The following is a 15,591-nucleotide window of genomic DNA, read 5'->3' on the forward strand; positions in this document are numbered from 1 at the left end:
TTTTTTATCATTTCTTTTTACATGAATTGTTGCGGTTCTTTATCTATCGCGATCATTAATCCCTTAGCCATTTCTTTTTGAGATTCATTGATAATCTGATGCAGCAAAGGAATCAATTGCGGTTCGGTTTTATATTTGATCAAAACTTGATAATAAAAGCGATTGTTCACTCTGGCGATCGATTTTGGCGTAGGGCCTAATACAATGGTCTCTTTTTGCAAATGAGGCGCTAAAAAGTTGACGATCTCATACATCTTTTTGGCCGCTTTTTTTTCGTCTTCATGACTAGCAGTGATAGACACTGTAAAATAATAAGGTGGATAATTTCCACGGTGACGAATAATCATCTCTGTTTTATAGAATTGGTTGTAATCATGCATTTGAGCCAATTGGATAGCGTAATGTTCAGGGTTATACGTTTGCACGATGACTTCACCAGTCAACTCCGCTCTTCCTGCCCTTCCACTCACTTGAGTCAACAACTGAAAGGTTTTTTCGCTGGACCTGAAATCTGGTAAACCTAGTGAAGTATCAGCATTCAACACACCCACCAACGTAATATTCGGAAAATCTAAACCCTTAGCGATCATTTGCGTTCCCAGCAAGATGTCTGCTTCATGGTTGCCGAACGCACTCAGTATTTTCTCGTGAGCACCTTTTTTACGAGTCGTATCCACGTCCATCCGAATCACTCTTGCTTCAGGAATGACTTGTTCCAATTCTTCTTGTATTTTTTGCGTACCTGTACCATAATACCGAATTTTTGAACTTTTGCAAACTGGACATGTATGAGGGATTCTCTCCTCATGACCGCAGTAATGGCATTTCATACTTTTAGTATCCATATGAAGTGTCAATGAAATATCACAATTCGGACAAGGTAAAACAAATCCGCAATCTCGGCACATCACAAATGAAGAATACCCTCTTCGATTCAACATCAATACGATCTGCTCTTTTTTAGCTAACCGGTCACGAATTTTTTCTTGCAGCTGAATTGAGAAACTACTGCGATTGCCGTTTTTGCCTTCATCTCGCATATCGATAATCTCTACTTCAGGCAACACTTTTTTGTTTACCCGTTCTGGTAGTTCCACTAAGGTGTAAACCTTTTTTTGTGCTCTTGCGCGTGATTCTAAAGAAGGTGTCGCACTACCTAAAATCAGCGGACAATTATGGAATTCAGAACGCCACAACGCTACATCACGAGCATGATAACGCGGATTTTCACTTTGTTTGTAGCTTGTTTCATGTTCCTCATCCATAATGATAACTCCTAAGTTTTTCACAGGAGCAAAAATGGAAGAACGTGCCCCTACAACTACCTTGGCTTCTTCTCGTTCGATTTTCCGCCACTCATCGTACTTTTCTCCATCTGATAAGCCGCTGTGCAACACAGCTACTTTCTCTCCAAAACGTCCTTTAAAACTCGTTACCATTTGTGGAGTCAGAGCGATTTCAGGAACCAACATCAATGCGGTTTGTCCTTTTTCTAACACAGAAGCGATGGTTTGAAGGTAGATCTCTGTTTTCCCGCTCCCTGTTACACCTCTTAATAAGAACGTTTCAGCACGTTCTTGTTTCACGGCTTCTTGTATCTTATCAAATGCAGCTTGTTGATGGGAAGTCAGAGTATGAGAGTCTGTTTGTTTGAAATCTTGTGATTCAAATGGATCACGATAAACTTCTTCTTCATAGACTGTCAACCAGTTTTTCTTTTCTCCATCACGAATATGGGATGAGGTCAACTGATAGTTTTTGCTCAATTCTTGACTGCTGATCGATTGGTCAGCGAGAGAGAGAGTCTGCAACACTTCTAACAACTCGAGTTTCTTTTTAGCCGTTTTTCGTAAGCCCATTTTTTCTTCTTCTAGTTGTTCAAATGACAAAGCGGGTTTGATCATTCTTCTTTTCTTTTTGTTTGCGCGATTTTTGACTGAATACACGACTTCTACACGCTCTTGCTTTTTCAGCTGGGCTAATTGAGGCAGCAAATCACGATTGACCGCATCTTCCCATGTCAGTTCGTCTTTCCCTTTAAACAATTCAAAAAACAAGTCTTCATCAATATCATCAATGAGACGAATGGTTTTTTCGTATTTAGCTCTCAGTACAGCTGGAAGCATAGTCTGATAACAAGTAATTCGAAAGCTGAAAGTTTTTTCAGCCATGTCTTTTCCTAATTGGATCAATTCATCGTTCAAAACCGGATGCAGATCCATTACACCTGTGATGCTTTTCAATGCTCCAGTAAATGAAGGTTCTTCAACTATTGATACCACAAATCCCTGAACAACTCTTTTCCCTTGACCAAAAGGAACTTCGACTCGCATCCCTGGTTGGATTTGATCTTTGAATTGATCTGGGATCTGATAATCATACGGTTGATTTGTTTGCATCGTCGGTACGTCAACAATAACTTTAGCAATTAAATTCACTAGTGTTCACACCTTTATTTGCTCAATTTCTGAATCACTTCTTGAATGATACTATCTGCGATGTCTCTTTTTGATCGCACAGATAATTCTATAGGTGGGGTATCTTTGGAAAATAACGTAACTTCATTTGTTTCTTTGTTAAATCCTGCATGAGGTTTAGAAACATCATTGGCTACAATCATATCCGCATTTTTCTTTTCTAATTTCCCCATAGCATATTCTGCAACATCATGGGTTTCAGCCGCAAAACCAACTAAAAATTGATGACTTTTTTGCTGCCCCATGGTCGCTAAAATATCTTGCGTTTTAGCTAAAGATATAACCATTTGGTTTTCTTTTTTCTTGATTTTTTGGGTCGCTTGCGTTTCTGGTGTATAATCCGACACTGCCGCTGCCATAATAACGATGTCTGCTGATTCGAACTCCTTGAACACAGCATCTGACATCTGCTGAGCAGATTCTACGGCAACAACTTCCATTCCAAAAGGGTGTTTTAATTGCGTAGAAGCAGAGATCAACACTACTTTCGCCCCTTTATCTCTAGCAGCCATAGCTAATTGGTACCCCATCTTACCCGATGAATCATTCGTAATGTAACGGACTGGATCAATCCGTTCCTTTGTTCCGCCCGCTGTAACAACTACTTTTTTACCACTCAAAGGTAAATCAGTCTGTTGTCGGATCAAATATTCTTGGATAGCTTCAACAATAGCTTCAGGCTCTGGAAAACGGCCTCTTCCTTCATATCCTTCTGCTAAAAATCCCGTATCTGGTTCCATCACAAAATGTCCGTCTTGCTCTAATCGTTCCCAATTTCTGACCGTTGCTGGATTTTCTAACATGTGCGTGTTCATCGCAGGCACAATAAAAACAGGCGCTGTTGTAGCTAATAAAGTCGTTGTCACAAAATCATCCGCTATTCCATGAGCCATTTTTGCCATAACATTCGCTGTAGCAGGTGCTACAACTGCTAATTCTGACCAGTCTGCTAAGTGGATGTGGCTCACTTCAGCTGGGTCTTTATCTTCAAATACATTCGTAAAGACTTCATTTTTACTTAAAATCTGTAAAGTATACGGTGTAATAAATTCTGTTGCCGCTTTTGTCATGGCGACTCGTACTTCAGCTCCTTGTTTGATCAAACGTCTCACCAAATCAGCTGCCTTATACGCCGCTATCCCGCCAGTAATGTATACCGCTATTTTTTTCCCTTTTAACACTTAAAGTCCCCCGATCTTTAAAGCACTTTATCTGTGCATTCTTCTCTATTCTACTAAAAATACTTCAGTTTGTCTTCTTGAATAAAAATACTCCAAGGGGATTTTTAAAATGGCTTTTTGCGTATCTCATCGGGTTCATATTCAGCAAGCTAAACGCTCTGCTTTTAAAACGAGCTACGCAAGGCAGCTTACATGTCTATCATCTGGATCTGACCTGTTAGGTAAAACGCCTAACTGGTCAGATCCTTCTAAAACGAGCTGGACAGAGCAGGTCTCCTATGGTTTCGTTTCCCCTCTTTTATTGGGAAAGACCACCCAATTAAAAGAGGGGAAATCGAACTCTACGGAACCCTAAACGCTCTCTACTTTTAAAACGAGCTGCGCGAGGCAGCTTACATGTCTATCATCTGGATTTGACCTGTTAGATAAAACGCCTAACTGGTCAAATCCGGATGCTATCCAGTAAGCTGAACGCCTCGCTCCGCTCTCTAAAAATAAAAGAGTGGAACATTTGTCTGTTCCACTCTTTTGTCTTTTAAATTATACTTCAGGGTCTACGGTTGTTGGGTCGATGACCAAATCTCCGCTTGCTATTTCTTCTAAAGCTTTTCCTACGTTTTTATACGATTTGTATTCTTCCAACATTGGCATAGCTTTATCATCTAATTCGTAAGCTCTTTTACTTGAAACGATGACTAGTGAATATTTTGAATCAATTTTCTCTAGTAATGCGTCTATAGAAGGATCTAACATCATAATTTTTACATCTCCTCAACAATTTTTTTATATCTATTGATTACTCTAGGTACTTTTAAGTGTTCACTTTCGATGATATGCTTGATTTTCGTGACAGCATTTTCTACTTTGTCATTCACGACAGCATAGTCATAGTGATCCATCATTTTGATTTCTTCGACGGCTTTTTCTAAACGTTGTTCGACCAAAGCGATTTTTTCAGTGCCTCGATTAAGAATACGCGATTTGAGTTCCATTATATCTGGCGGAGTTAAAAAAATAAAAATACCCTCTGGCATTTTTTCACGTACTTGTTTTGCTCCATTTACTTCAATCTCAAGGAATACATCTTTTCCACTACTTAAAGTCTGTTCAACATATTCAAGCGGCGTGCCATAATAGTTCCCAACATATTCAGCATATTCCAATAATCCACCATCTTCAATCAGTTGCTCAAATACTTCTTTAGATCTAAAAAAGTAATCTACTCCATCTTCTTCGCCCGCTCGTTTTTGACGAGTCGTCATAGAGATAGAATATTCAAAATCAATTTCTCCACTATCAAAAATTGCTTTTCTGACTGTTCCTTTTCCTACACCGGATGGTCCAGAAAGAACAATCAATAAACCACGTTCAGTCATACGTTACCCTTCCTATCTAAACAGTTTCCACTTAAAGATAATCCTCATTACATAAATTCAGACTCTTTTAAAAAATCTGTCAACTTTTTCATTTCTTCATTGCTTAAGGTAATTCCTTTGCCCATTTTTTCATGTTCAGGAGACCAATCACGTAAATCAAATTTGGGCGGATTTCCATTCCAACTCACCAAGTTTAATTCTTTCTGCCAGCCTTTAGCATTTTGAGAAAGGACTAAAAGTTCTTCTTTGATTTCAAAAGAAAATTTTTGTGCCATATTTATTCACCTCGTTCAAAAAAGATTGAGCAAGTATCAAAGATTTTTTTGCTTACCTTCTACTTTAACATAAATCCGCCATTTACTAAACAACTTTTTTGCTTTCCTTAGTCTTTCATGATTAATTTATCTTATTTTTGTTTCAGAAAGTACAAAAATAATGCTATCGCAAATGGATAAGGATATATTCGAATCAATAGTTGTCCTTTCCAGTCTTTAAAAGCATTTGCATTTTCGTTCTCTAGTACAGATAAAAAGTAAAAGCACACTTTTAGAGGAGACAAAAACGGGATGCTTTCTTTCAATTCTTCCTGCCATTCTTTGGCCGTTTTTACAAAATCATAAGTGCGGTTGTTTTGCAGTACTTTTACTAAATCTTGAAAAGACGTTTCATTCGTCATTCGTTCATAACGCTCCAATATTTCTTGCTCAAATTCGTTAAACTCATACACTTTTGTAGGAGGGATATGAAGCATTTTCCCTGTCAGTTCATATAGAGCATATGGGAGTTCTTTTTTCCCCATCATCCCCATCCATTCAGTATTGAGCTGCCCCAACAAAAACAATTGGTTTTCTTCTTGATGCAAGTAACTTTTCACATCGTCATTTACCGTCAATAAAAAATCCGCAAGTTGTTTGTAGAATCGTTTAGAGTGCTGTTGAAGACTGTCTTTATCGAATGTATACCAAGAGCCTTCATACATTTCAAAACTCTTCATTGTGTCCAAGTAACCTAATTGAATATTGACTTCTGCTCGGCTTCCATCAAAAAGCAGCATATCCCCCAATGGCCATTTGCTCGTGATATGATGTGTCTCGATTTCATCAGGAATCGTATAGTCTCTTATTTTTCCATTGGTATTGATGTCTGCTATGATCAAGAGATCTGGCTGTTTAGTTAACGCTGGATCAACTGGAACATTTTCTCTGTATCCTCCGTCTGCATAATGCTTGCCTTCAATTTCAGTAAAAGACATTGCCGGGTAAAGCGAGGCACTGGCTAACAAATACAAATCCAGCTGTCCGTATGGAATATCCTCTAAATAATAAGTTTGTTGTTCTCTAGAAGAGAGTTCGGTAACGGTTATTCCGAAATCGATTCCGCTTTCTTGAATCTTTTTCTCATCGATAATGAATTCTTTGATTAAGGTATGAAGCGGTTTGGAGCTGATCCCTCTATTTTTAATAGCGGTCAGTATAAATTTGCTGAGAACTGCTCCATATTCATTAAAGCTGGATGGTTTTTCAGGCAGTTCAAATTCAACCACGTTTTTAATTTCCAACTCTTTCCACATCTGCTCAACAAGTTCATAATCACCTTGTAAAATCGCTGCCCCATTTAAAGCTCCTACAGAAGTACCCGTAATGATATCCGGCTGAATGCCTAATTCTCTGATAGCTTTCCACACGCCGACCTGATAAGATCCTCGTGCGCCCCCTCCTCCAAGAACTAATGCCACTCGAGAGCTTTCTGTTTTTACATACCTCTCTTCACTCATTCCAATAATCAACTCCTATCGATTGCAGCTTTATCCTTAGTATACCTAGAACTATGCGGTAACCAAAATAAAAAGAAGAGAAAAACCATCTAAACTGGTTTTTCTCTTCTTTTGAAGACATTTCAAATAAAAAATCTATCCAGCAAATGCACACAGGACTTAGCCCATGTCTTTAACTTTCATCAAGCGAGTGATTTCAGCACGCTCGCTCTCATCTAATTTCATTTGAATGAAGTAAATCGTTTCTTCTAATTGTGGAATCGTACGGTACTCTAAAGCATTTACTCGACGTCTTGTACTTTCGATCTCATCTGCCAATAATTGACATGTTTTTTCGATTTCAGAGAGTTCCAACAACTCTTTCATAACGGCAGACATTTCTTCTATCGAAACATCCAACTCGCTGTTAGAGTTCAGATATCCATATGGGACATCACTTGGATTAGCCTCTTCTTCTGAATAATCGAAGTTCATGACCGGTACATTTACACTCATGATGTTTTTTTCATAGACACTTAAACTAACGCTGCGCGGAGGAACAGCCACTAACTCTTCAATGTATTTTTCGTTTAACAATGATTTCGCCATAACGAAAGATTGCATTGCAGAAATCAATTTCCCCTCTACAACAGTACGCAGTTCATTATTTTTTTTGATCAACTCAATAAACTGACGCATCAATTCATCTTGTTTATCTTTTAATAATTTGTGTCCACGACTTGCCAAACTGAGTCTGTCTTTCAAATTTGCCAGTTCCATACGAGTCGGATTAACATTCAACCTAGCCATTTAGACTCACTCCCCTTTCGGTAAGTATTCATCTAACATGTCATCTTTAATCCGTTTCAATTCAGTTCTAGGCAAGATAGACAATAACTCCCAACCTAAGTCTAACGTATCTTCAATCGTACGATTCGTATAGAAACCTTGGTTGACATATTTTTCTTCAAATTCAGTAGCAAATGCAGCAAATTTCTTGTCTGTATCTGATAAAGCTGATTCACCTAATACTACTGCTAATTCTTTCGCTTTTTTCCCTTCTGCATACGCCGCGAACAATTGGTTCATGGTTGCAGAATGATCTTTTCTGGTTTTTCCTTCTCCAGTTCCTTTATCTTTTAGACGAGATAAAGAAGGCAATACATCGATTGGAGGTTGGACATTATTGTTGTACAAATCTCTCGAAAGAATGATTTGTCCCTCAGTAATGTATCCAGTTAAATCTGGGATCGGATGAGTGATATCATCTTCAGGCATCGTTAAGATAGGAATCTGAGTAACTGACCCTGATGTTCCTACCAAACGGCCAGCACGTTCAAACAACGTTGCTAAGTTGGTATACAAGTAACCAGGATAACCACGACGACCAGGTACTTCACGACGTGCTGCAGAAATTTCACGTAAAGCTTCACAGTAGTTTGTCATGTCGGTCATGATAACCAATACATGCATCCCTTTTTCGTAAGCTAAATATTCAGCAGCTGTCAGTGCCATACGAGGTGTAGCGATACGTTCGATCGCTGGGTCATTTGCTAAGTTCAAGAAGACTACTGAACGGTCGATAGCACCCGTTTTACGGAAATCTTCCATAAAGAATTCAGCTTCTTCAAAAGTGATCCCTATACCTGCGAACACAACAGCAAATTTCTCATCAGAGTTTAAAACAGTTGCTTGACGAGCAATTTGAGCAGCTAATTCTTTATGCGGCAAACCTGAACCAGAGAATACTGGCAATTTTTGTCCACGAACTAATGTGTTCAAATGGTCAATACTAGAGATTCCTGTTTGAATAAATTCATCCGGATAATCACGAGCCATCGGATTGATCGCTTCACCGTTGATATCCAATGTTTTTTCAGGAATGATTTGAGGACCACCATCGTTGACCTCACCCATCCCAGTGAACACACGTCCAACCATGTCCTCAGAAACGCCTAAAGATAACGGTTTTCCTGTAAAACGAACTTTTGTATCTTTCAAGTTGATTCCAGACGGACCTTCGAAGATTTGGACCATAGCTTTGTCGCCATCGATTTCCAATACTTGTCCTCGACGTTTTTCGCCATTTTGCATTTGAATGTCTACTAATTCATCAAATTTTACACCTTCAACGCCTTCAACAGTCATCAAAGGACCTACAACTTCATTAATTGTACGGTATTCTTTAAGCATCTGTATCCATTCCTCCTTTTTCAACAACTTGGTGGATGGTTTCTTTTATTGAGTTACGCATGTCTTCAAACTGAGCAATCTCTGCTTCAGGTAAGAATTTACCACGACCAATACGCTCTCTGATATCTACCGTACCTTTGACGATTTCATCAAAGTAGGCACCTAATTCCATTCCTTTTTTCGACTCTTCTTCAAATGTTAAGATAGTATGCAACATTTCATATTGTTTTTTAAGAGAAGTCGTTGTATCTACATCATCAAAAGCGTTTTGTTGCAAGTAGTCTTCACGAATCATTCGTGCGATCACAAGTTTCAAGCGATCTCTCTCAGATAACGATTCAGCTCCGACCAATTGAACGATTTCTTCTAATTCAGCTTCATCTTGCAATAAAGAAGAGCTGTGAGCCACCATACTGCTCCAGTCTACACCTAGTGTTTCACCGATATGACTAGTCATTTCAGTCAAATACAATGAATAAGAATCAAGCCAGTTGATTGCAGGGAAGTGACGTCTTCTAGATAAATCTGCATCTAATCCCCAGAATACTTTTGCTACACGCATTGTATTTTGAGTAACGGGTTCAGAAGTATCTCCACCTGGAGGCGAAACAGCACCGATAGCAGTGATGCTTCCTTCACGGCCTTCGCTTCCTAATGTGATGACTTTTCCAGCACGTTCATAGAATTCAGCCAAACGACTACCCAGATAAGCTGGATATCCTTCATCACCAGGCATTTCTTCTAAACGTCCAGACATCTCACGCAATGCTTCCGCCCAACGAGAAGTCGAGTCAGCCATGATAGCTACACTGTATCCCATGTCACGGAAATATTCTGCAATAGTGATACCTGTATAAATAGAGGCTTCACGAGCCGCAACGGGCATATTAGATGTGTTTGCAATCAAAATAGTACGAGCCATAATAGATTCGCCGGTATTCGGGTCGATCAATTCAGGGAACTCGTTAATAACGTCCGTCATTTCATTTCCACGTTCACCACAACCTACGTATACTACGATGTCTACATCTGCATACTTAGCGATTTGATGTTGTACGACTGTTTTACCAGCTCCAAAAGGACCAGGTACTGCCGCAGATCCACCTTTAGCAACTGGGAACAACGTATCAATTACTCGTTGTCCTGTTTTTAAAGGAGTTGTTGGGTTTAATTTACGAGCAGCTGGACGTCCACGACGAACAGGCCATTTTTGAGTCATGGTAAAATCTTTAACGCCTTCTTCTGTTTCTACAGAATAAATCGTTTCAGAAATAGTGAAATCTCCGGCTTTGATATCTGTAACAGTTCCTTCGATTCCAATTGGGATCATGATTTTGTGGTCTACTACAGGAGTCTCTTTAACGTGCCCAACGATATCGCCAGCAGTTACTTTAGTTCCGGTTGTAATAGTTGGTTCAAAAGTCCATTTTTTTGTGCGATCAAGTGGTTCAATGGAAACCCCACGGTTAAGATAGTTGCTTTGTGTTTGATTTAAAAACGTGTCTAATGGTCTTTGGATCCCGTCAAACATTTGTGACATGATTCCTGGAGCCAATTCAACAGACAGAGCTTCCCCTGTTGTTTCAACTGGTTCTCCTGGTCCAACCATTGAAGTTTCTTCATATACCTGAATGGAGGCAATGCTTCCTCGCATCTCAATAATTTCACCAATCAAACCAAGATTTCCGACTTTACAGATATCCTGGATATTGGCATGTTCCATGCCTTCAGCCGTAACAAGCGGTCCAGAGACACTAACAATTTTTCCTTTGTTCAAACTGGTTACCTCCTATAAAATATTTTGTCCCACTGCTTTTTCAACATTATCTTGAATACGTTGTTTCCCGATATTCAATGTTCCCGTATGATTTGGGATCAAAATAACTGCGGGTTGTATTTTGCTGTCGTAACGCTTAATGGTATCTGGAATCTTTGCCCCTAGTTCTTCCGTAAGGTAAATGATTCCATATTCATTTTTCGCTAGTTGATCAACCATTTTTCTGGCTTCTTTAGCTTCAGATGCGTAAAAAACATCAAAACCCAGCATTTTAAAAGGTAAGATAGAATCTTTGTCTCCAACTACACCTATTTTATGAGCCATAGTTCATACGCATCCTTTCTCTGACGCTCTCGATAGGCAAATTATTCTCTTTACCTGCGAAAATCATCCGTAAATTCTTCACTTCTGTTTCTTTAGCATGAATAAAGGCTAGTAATGGAAGTGCACCAAAAGGTTGCAATTTAGCTTCTTTCATTTTGTCCATAATGGCATTATCCGTCTCTAAGTCTACTTTCACTGGAGACAACTCATGCGTTTCTGGGTCTAATGAATCTTGAACAATAGAAGCAAATGGTCCTTCTGATAACAATTTACCAGCTGTTTCTAAGCTTTCTTTGCCTAATTCAACTAAAGTTTCTTTCGGAATATTTCCAGAACTAGATAAAATAGTCACTAAGAAATTCCGGTTTTTGCGTTGTTTGATCGCTCTTGACAAAGTAGACAAGTTATTTAGATCAATATAATATTTCACAAAATCGATAATTTCGCGATCATCTATTTTTTCAGCCAGCCATCTTAAATGAGTAAAATAGCGACGATCTAAAATGATATCTACAGACTGTATAGAATTATATTCTTCCTCAGCAACGAGTACTTCTTGAATACTATCAATATAGGCTTGATCTAACTCATCTGACTTTCCGATCTCAACGGCTTGACGGTAGTCAGACATTGGATTTTTTCCAATCGGAATCAGCATTGAATCAAAATTTTCTCCTGTCATTCGTGCTTTAAAGAGAACCTTTAGATTATGGTACGTATAACGCAAGGAAAAAAGTTCTACCAAAGCAGGATCTGGACTTAAGCTGAACATTTCATCGTACACACGTTGTAGTTCTTTAGAGAGTAATTCATCATAATCTCTCGTTTCTAGCAGTTCATCCACGTCATTTCGATAAGGAGTGTCTCTTAAGACCCGAGCCGCTTCTTCAAAACTATTAGCTTGCAACATACGCTCAAATTGATCATTTTGAAGGAGTTGGCTTTCATAAACGCGAATTCGTGCATTCGATCCAGCAAAAGCTGTATCTCTCATTTATTCTCCTCCTCCTTATTGAAACAGTTTTTGTGACACAGTAGGTAAAACGTCTTCTTTGATGTCATCAATCAAAGCATCAAACGTATAGTTGTAATCAATACCGTTATGACGAATAATAAAACCAGCTGTTTTAGCAATCGTTTCTTCTTTTAAATGAACCGTTGTCTTAGTTGTTTCCTTCAACTCACTGATAAACTCAGGAGAAACCAGCGGTTGAGTTTTTTCACCAAAAATCAAGTCCACTTCTTTGTCTTGATATTGCCCTAGAACAGCGGTCAAAAACTGTTGAAATTCAGTATTATCCAATTGTTCCATACGTTCTTTTGCCGAATCAAATACATCTGTCAAAGCATGTTGTTTTACCGTTAACAGTTCATTTCTTCTTTTATTCGATAAAGCATTTTTATCTTGCTCATATTGCGCTTTTTGTTCAGTTTGAATGCGCTCTTGTCTCTTTTGTTTTTCATCTTTTAAAGCTTCATCAGAGGCACGCAAAATTTCTTCTGCTTCCTTTTCTGCTTCTTTGATCAAAACTTGAGTTTTTGAGCGCTCATTTTCCATTAAGCGATCTGTGAGTAATTTTAAGTCAGCCATATTTTCCCTCCATTCTCTTTCATATTACAGGCCATAAATAACTGACTAGCCGTTTAATACTAATAAGAATGAAATAACGAATCCTAAGATTGCGTAAGTTTCAACCATGGCTGAGTAGATGATCCCTTTTGTTGCATGTTCAGGTTTTTTAGCTAAAATTTGGATACCTGCAGAAGCAACGCGTCCTTGAGAAATCCCTGAGAATAAACCAGTGAATGCGATTGGCAAAGCAGCCATAAACATGTAAAGACCTTGAGCTAAAGTAGTATCTGCTCCTGTATTCAAGAAAATCAAGAAAGCAATAACGAATCCGTAAAGACCTTGAGTACCTGGAAGCAATTGAAGAATCAATGCTTGACCAAATTTTTCAGGTTGTTCTGTTGTTAAAGCAGCAGCTGCCTCCCCTGTCATCCCAACACCTTTAGAAGATCCGATACCTGCGAAGATTGTTGCCATAGCTGCTCCTAATGCAGCAAACATAAGTCCACCATTATTTTCAGCAAAAAAAGTTAACCAGTTTTCCATTTGTAATTCCTCCATTTATATATAAATCTATTTTTATTTATTTTGTATCCTTTTTGAGATAAATATGTTTTTCAAGTGTTTTTAAAGGGGACAACGGGCGTCCGCCGCCTTCATAAAACTTACCGAAAAACTCTACATATTGTAAGCGCGCTGTATGCACATAAGCACTTAAATAAGTTAAGAAGATATTTAAGGCATGCAAAGCAATGATCAGTATAATCCCTACACTGAAACGAGCTGCTGTTGGCAAGTATTGAACGATCATATTAAATGCTACCGCAATACTACCACCAGATACACCTAGCGCCATTAAACGAGTATAACTTACCAAGTCTCCGACATAACCGGTCACGCCATATAAATTATATAACCCTAAAGCGAATCCTAGACCTTTATTTTTAGAAGCCATTGTAGACACAAGGATAATACCTATTACATTGGCAAAAATCAAGATATAAGACAGGGTTCTTATGATGGCATTTGGCATGATCATCATATCGACGATTAGAAGAGCTAAACCGATTAACACTCCTGCCCAAGCCAGACCATCAACATAACTCGATGACCGTTGCTGCTGCTTCCATTTCACAACCCCATTGATAATCAATCCGTATACCATTTGGATAAAACCAAAAATTACTGATAACAATAGTATGGTTATAACATCATCCGTAGTGGATAATAACTGGATCGGTAAGGTCGCTCCAAAGAAACTTCCGTATATTAAACCCCATACGATAACCGAGTAAGAAAGCAGATGGAAGAATTTGATGAATCTTGCCATCCCTTTATCCATATTGAAAAACTTCATTGCCGCAAAAGTTCCTAACATCAAAACCAGACCATACCCTAGATCGGCACTCATCATTCCGAAGAAGACCAGATAAAAAGGCATCATAAAAGGTGTAGGATCTATATCATTGTATTTCGGCAAACTGTACATTTCTGTAACACTTTCAAATGGCTCAACTAACGCATTGTTTTTCAAAACTGTAGGGACGAAATCGAAATGTTTTTTAGGAATCTCATCTGTCATGATGGCATAATTTTCTTGCCCGACATGTGTATCCAACAATACCGTCAAATCATTGACTTCTTCTTCTTCCAACCAACCATTTAGAATAAATAAGCTGCTTCCATTCAACAGCAAAGATTTCGCGTTATCACGCTGAACTAAGTTAGCGTAATATTCCTCAGACAATTTTAAATTTTCCATATGAACATCATAGTTCTGCAACGTTGCTTTCAAGCTCTTTTCTTCATCTGAAAGCTGACTCAAAGAATTCAATACAGACTTCAATTCTTTTTTCGGCAACTGTTGATAAGGATAATTCAAGTTTGTGAATTGGAATTGATTCAACACCTCATTTACTTCACCAAATGAATTTGTCGGTGAAATAACTAAATAAGCTGCTTCATCTTTATAACGAAAAATTTCTTCGACATATACATCGCTGGACTCTTTTAAAGCTGCTTGGAAATTATCTGCGCTGGCAGAAGAGATGGTTCCAATTTTCCCAGTGGTTACTTTAAAAGTCTCTAAATCATTTGGGTTGAAATCTAAACCTTCCCATTTCCTTAGAAAAGTCTCAGTGTCCGTCAAAGTCTTTCTCTGTTGATGGATATCAATCACTTTTCGTTCAATTTGTCTTACTTCATCTATTACTTGATCCAACGAAAATGCTGAAACTTTTTGTTCCAGTTCTTTCAAGGTATAGTGATTTCTACCTTTCATCATTTTCTTCAAAGCACTGGGTTGTTTAACGTATTGATTTAAATACGCTAATGTACTTTGAATCAGTTTCATTTTTTCCTCATGTTCCGCCCTATTTTCAGGTTGAGCATCGGCAGAGTAATAATCAAGCAATTCATTTTCTTCTAAAGCTGACAAATCGAATAATTCAAGCTTCTGCAACTCTTGCACCGCTCTTAAAAGCTGCTCTTTATTGGCTTGTTCGGCTAAAAGTGTTATTTGTTTCATTTTAGCTATTGCCATAACGTTTAAACACCACCTTCAATAATTCATTGACAACTTCATCTTTGTTTCTTTCAACCACTTGCTGTATTTTTGCAGATTCTTGCTCAATTTCTTTAGCTAGTGCTTCTTTATCAGCCTCTAAAAGAGTGTGGTATTTTTCTTTTTCGCTCTCTTCAAAATCACTTAACTCTTGTTCGAGGGTTATTTTATTTTGTTGAGCTTTTCGTTCAGCTTCAGATACGATTTTTTTCGCTTCGGCTTGACTATTTCGTCTTAATTCTTCAAGCTTCTCCTCAGCTTGCTTAACATATTCGACGGCTTCTAGACCCATTCCATCACCTCCTTAAAAGTACAAAAAAAGACATCAGCAAAGAGAGTCTTCTCACCCTAGAAGATTATTTCTCTTGAAAGCTAAT

15 protein-coding genes and 1 other annotated feature (1 of these 16 cut by a window edge) are annotated in these 15,591 nt (G+C 38.3%); all 15 genes read right to left on the reverse strand.

Annotated elements, in window-relative coordinates; all coding sequences use genetic code 11:
* Nucleotides 1–17: 17 nt before the first annotated feature.
* The gene (priA, locus tag BM137_RS05540; protein ID WP_092480167.1) at nucleotides 18–2,438 is read right to left on the reverse strand and encodes a primosomal protein N'; all 2,421 of its coding nucleotides are present in this window, start codon (nucleotides 2,436–2,438) and stop codon (nucleotides 18–20) included.
* Nucleotides 2,439–2,452: 14 nt separating this feature from the next.
* Nucleotides 2,453–3,658 carry a bifunctional phosphopantothenoylcysteine decarboxylase/phosphopantothenate--cysteine ligase CoaBC gene (coaBC, locus tag BM137_RS05545; RefSeq protein WP_092480168.1) on the reverse strand — a complete coding sequence of 402 codons (1,206 nt, stop codon included), beginning with the start codon at nucleotides 3,656–3,658 and terminating at the stop codon, nucleotides 2,453–2,455.
* 540 nt (nucleotides 3,659–4,198) lie between these two features.
* Nucleotides 4,199–4,414, reverse strand: coding sequence for a DNA-directed RNA polymerase subunit omega (gene rpoZ / locus BM137_RS05555; RefSeq protein WP_092480170.1), 216 nt, complete (start codon nucleotides 4,412–4,414; stop codon nucleotides 4,199–4,201).
* Nucleotides 4,415–4,419: 5 nt separating this feature from the next.
* Nucleotides 4,420–5,034, reverse strand: coding sequence for a guanylate kinase (gmk, locus tag BM137_RS05560; RefSeq protein WP_092480171.1), 615 nt, complete (start codon nucleotides 5,032–5,034; stop codon nucleotides 4,420–4,422).
* A 47-nt stretch (nucleotides 5,035–5,081) separates the two neighbouring features.
* Nucleotides 5,082–5,309: a YdbC family protein gene (locus tag BM137_RS05565; RefSeq protein WP_092480172.1), complete on the reverse strand. Its 228-nt coding sequence runs from the start codon at nucleotides 5,307–5,309 to the stop codon at nucleotides 5,082–5,084.
* Between the two features lie 131 nt (nucleotides 5,310–5,440).
* On the reverse strand, nucleotides 5,441–6,808 hold the full coding sequence (locus BM137_RS05570) for a patatin-like phospholipase family protein (protein ID WP_092480173.1): 1,368 nt from the start codon (nucleotides 6,806–6,808) through the stop codon (nucleotides 5,441–5,443).
* Nucleotides 6,809–6,967: 159 nt separating this feature from the next.
* Nucleotides 6,968–7,597, reverse strand: coding sequence for a V-type ATP synthase subunit D (locus BM137_RS05575; RefSeq protein WP_092480174.1), 630 nt, complete (start codon nucleotides 7,595–7,597; stop codon nucleotides 6,968–6,970).
* Nucleotides 7,598–7,603: 6 nt separating this feature from the next.
* Entirely contained in the window at nucleotides 7,604–8,980 is a 1,377-nt protein-coding gene (locus BM137_RS05580) for a V-type ATP synthase subunit B (protein ID WP_092480175.1), read from the reverse strand.
* Nucleotides 8,973–10,757, reverse strand: coding sequence for a V-type ATP synthase subunit A (locus tag BM137_RS05585; protein ID WP_092480176.1), 1,785 nt, complete (start codon nucleotides 10,755–10,757; stop codon nucleotides 8,973–8,975). Before BM137_RS05585 ends, BM137_RS05580 begins: the two co-directional genes overlap by 8 nt.
* A 12-nt stretch (nucleotides 10,758–10,769) precedes the next feature.
* Nucleotides 10,770–11,081 carry a V-type ATP synthase subunit F gene (locus BM137_RS05590; RefSeq protein ID WP_092480177.1) on the reverse strand — a complete coding sequence of 104 codons (312 nt, stop codon included), beginning with the start codon at nucleotides 11,079–11,081 and terminating at the stop codon, nucleotides 10,770–10,772.
* Nucleotides 11,071–12,075 carry a V-type ATP synthase subunit C gene (locus BM137_RS05595; RefSeq protein WP_092480178.1) on the reverse strand — a complete coding sequence of 335 codons (1,005 nt, stop codon included), beginning with the start codon at nucleotides 12,073–12,075 and terminating at the stop codon, nucleotides 11,071–11,073. The genes BM137_RS05590 and BM137_RS05595 overlap by 11 nt, the downstream gene beginning before the upstream one ends.
* Before the next feature lie 15 nt (nucleotides 12,076–12,090).
* Nucleotides 12,091–12,672, reverse strand: coding sequence for a V-type ATP synthase subunit E (locus tag BM137_RS05600; RefSeq protein WP_092480179.1), 582 nt, complete (start codon nucleotides 12,670–12,672; stop codon nucleotides 12,091–12,093).
* A 45-nt stretch (nucleotides 12,673–12,717) separates the two neighbouring features.
* The gene (locus tag BM137_RS05605) at nucleotides 12,718–13,197 is read right to left on the reverse strand and encodes a V-type ATP synthase subunit K (protein ID WP_092480180.1); all 480 of its coding nucleotides are present in this window, start codon (nucleotides 13,195–13,197) and stop codon (nucleotides 12,718–12,720) included.
* 37 nt (nucleotides 13,198–13,234) lie between these two features.
* Nucleotides 13,235–15,193 (reverse strand): V-type ATP synthase subunit I, encoded by a 1,959-nt coding sequence (locus tag BM137_RS05610; RefSeq protein WP_092480181.1) that lies wholly within the window; start codon nucleotides 15,191–15,193, stop codon nucleotides 13,235–13,237.
* The gene (locus tag BM137_RS05615; RefSeq protein WP_092480182.1) at nucleotides 15,180–15,506 is read right to left on the reverse strand and encodes a hypothetical protein; all 327 of its coding nucleotides are present in this window, start codon (nucleotides 15,504–15,506) and stop codon (nucleotides 15,180–15,182) included. Before BM137_RS05615 ends, BM137_RS05610 begins: the two co-directional genes overlap by 14 nt.
* A gap of 45 nt (nucleotides 15,507–15,551) precedes the next feature.
* Nucleotides 15,552–15,591 (reverse strand) — a sequence feature (sodium ion sensor (DUF1646 type); this cis-regulatory element may regulate processes involved in with the transportation of sodium ions); it runs 8 nt beyond the window's last position.

It is taken from the genome of Desemzia incerta, assembly GCF_900115825.1.
Taxonomy (GTDB): domain Bacteria; phylum Bacillota; class Bacilli; order Lactobacillales; family Carnobacteriaceae; genus Desemzia; species Desemzia incerta.

Bases quoted from the DNA above. Each gene is read 5' to 3' on its own strand.
- rpoZ (WP_092480170.1), bottom strand. From the start codon at position 4,414: ATGATGTTAGATCCTTCTATAGACGCATTACTAGAGAAAATTGATTCA.
- gmk (WP_092480171.1), bottom strand. From the start codon at position 5,034: ATGACTGAACGTGGTTTATTGATTGTTCTTTCTGGACCATCCGGTGTA.
- BM137_RS05565 (WP_092480172.1), bottom strand. From the start codon at position 5,309: ATGGCACAAAAATTTTCTTTTGAAATCAAAGAAGAACTTTTAGTCCTT.
- BM137_RS05570 (WP_092480173.1), bottom strand. From the start codon at position 6,808: ATGAGTGAAGAGAGGTATGTAAAAACAGAAAGCTCTCGAGTGGCATTA.
- BM137_RS05575 (WP_092480174.1), bottom strand. From the start codon at position 7,597: ATGGCTAGGTTGAATGTTAATCCGACTCGTATGGAACTGGCAAATTTG.
- BM137_RS05580 (WP_092480175.1), bottom strand. From the start codon at position 8,980: ATGCTTAAAGAATACCGTACAATTAATGAAGTTGTAGGTCCTTTGATG.
- BM137_RS05590 (WP_092480177.1), bottom strand. From the start codon at position 11,081: ATGGCTCATAAAATAGGTGTAGTTGGAGACAAAGATTCTATCTTACCT.
- BM137_RS05595 (WP_092480178.1), bottom strand. From the start codon at position 12,075: ATGAGAGATACAGCTTTTGCTGGATCGAATGCACGAATTCGCGTTTAT.
- BM137_RS05600 (WP_092480179.1), bottom strand. From the start codon at position 12,672: ATGGCTGACTTAAAATTACTCACAGATCGCTTAATGGAAAATGAGCGC.
- BM137_RS05605 (WP_092480180.1), bottom strand. From the start codon at position 13,197: ATGGAAAACTGGTTAACTTTTTTTGCTGAAAATAATGGTGGACTTATG.
- BM137_RS05610 (WP_092480181.1), bottom strand. From the start codon at position 15,193: ATGGCAATAGCTAAAATGAAACAAATAACACTTTTAGCCGAACAAGCC.
- BM137_RS05615 (WP_092480182.1), bottom strand. From the start codon at position 15,506: ATGGGTCTAGAAGCCGTCGAATATGTTAAGCAAGCTGAGGAGAAGCTT.